At 64.4% G+C, this 1,933-nt stretch carries 2 protein-coding genes; both read left to right on the top strand.

Annotated elements, in window-relative coordinates; genetic code table 11:
* The coding region (locus DMB66_RS59050) for a hypothetical protein (protein WP_233625609.1) at positions 1–702 on the top strand (702 nt) is incomplete at its 5' end.
* Positions 702–1,933 (top strand): DUF499 domain-containing protein (locus DMB66_RS59055; RefSeq protein WP_125812621.1); only part of this gene is annotated, 1,232 nt, incomplete at its 3' end. The genes DMB66_RS59050 and DMB66_RS59055, both read left to right, overlap by 1 nt.

The following is a 1,933-nucleotide window of genomic DNA, read 5'->3' on the forward strand; positions in this document are numbered from 1 at the left end:
AAGCGGTCGGTGAAGAACTGGTCCAGGGAGGGCCTGGCTCTCGGTGATCAGATGATGGCTTCCTACGGTCCCGCTATGGAGGTGTACGGACGCTACGCGACTGTGCTACAGCCCGATGGCAGCTCAGCGTCCCTTGAACGCTACCTAACCCTTGCCCGTCGCAGCGTTCGAGAGGCGACCGCACTGCGCCTGGACGAGATACCTATCGAGACCTTCGACTCGCTCACCCGTTTCGCGGTGTTCTGGATGCGGCTGTACGGGCGCACAGTTGTGCCCAAGGGCGAGGCAAGATTCCTGGCCCAGGTCGACAACCTACGCATGGAGGAGGTCCGCCACGGCTTGCTCGCCGAGTCCGGCGCCGGATTCCGCCTTCTGCTCGACCCACCGACAAACGTCAGCCCAGATAGCGCCGAGTTCGACGTCGCACGTGCCCTAGCCGGTGCGTTCACCGCAGGGGGCACCGACGCAGCGGCCAACGTGCTGGCCAAGTGGGATAGACCCGTCGACGATGACCATCTTTGGGCTGTGATTGGCGACCTGGTCGCTCAACTACCCGCCAGCGACGGCACGGCGAAAGCGCTCACCGCGCTTCAGCGCAACGCGAGCGTAGTCCAGAATCTTGCGAAGGGCGCCGCCGTCGCGCGCGCGGAGGCCAGTCCCGAACGCCGCCCCACCCTGTTCGACATGATCGAGGGAGCCTGATGACCGCGTACAAGCACTGGGCCGACGCGCTCACGCTGCGCCGAGAAATCACCGACGCGGCCGGCCAGATCGGCGACCTGCAGATGTCCTTGTACAGCGCTGTCTACACCGATCGCGACGTCCCCTACCAGGAGCCGACCTACTACGCGGAGATCACCGAGCCGACCGTCGGCCTGCTGCGGTTTATGGGCTCGATCGCCCGCCGGCTGGGCACCAAAGGACCGGGTGGCAAGGCGCTATTTCACCTCGACCAGGGCATGGGCGGCGGTAAGAGCCACGCCCTTGTGGGCCTGTACCACCTCGCTAACACGCCCGAGGCGTTTCTCGCAGCCGAACTCGGTGGGCTGGTCAGAACCGAAGCTGAACAGTCAGGGAACAACCTGGATCTCAGTGGTGCCCGGGTTGTGGTTCTGTCCGCGGACAACATGACTCCCGGCGCAACCAGCCCTGAGTTCGGGCCGGCCACCAACCTGTACGAACGGTTTCTTTGGTCACTGTTCAAGGGCGACAAGCCCCGCTACAACCAGCACCTCGCGGAGGGCCCGAACAAGGCAGCACTGGCCAGAGCACTTGAGGCGGTCGGCGGACCGGTTCTCATTCTCCTGGATGAGCTCATGGACTACGCCATGCTGCTTTCCGACAAGCAGCACATCGCGTCTATGCCGGGTGAGAAGGCGTTCCTCAACAACCTGATGGACGCCGTCGACGAGGTGGCCCAGGTCGCATTCGTTGTCGTGATGATCCGATCGGACCTCGACGAACGCGGCTACACCGTGGAAGCCGAGGACTTCCGCTCCTACGTGGCCACACGCCTGGAGCGCAACGGGATCACCGTCGCCGTGACCGAAGCCCAGGACTTCTCTGCGATCATCCGCCGCCGCCTCTTCGACCGGGCCACCGATCTGCCGATTCAGCTCTTGGCCGCCCAATGGCGTGCCGGCGCGGACAGCGCCTGGCAGGAGCAGGTGTTCGGGCGTCTCGGTGCCAGCCGCAACCTCGCAGGCTTCAGTGATCGGCTGGCTACGAGTTATCCCTTCTCACCGGACCTCATGGCACTCGTAAGAGAAGACTGGTCCCGCCACGCCGGCTTCCAGCGAGTTCGCTCCACGGTAGAGATTTTCGCAGCGACTGCCTACCACTGGATCCGCGAACACACCGCCGGCCATTGGGCCCCTGAGCTAGTCGGTGTCGGTGACCTACCGCTTCCCGTGGTGGTCGAGCAGATTCTGTC

The organism is Actinoplanes sp. ATCC 53533 (genome assembly GCF_003947245.1).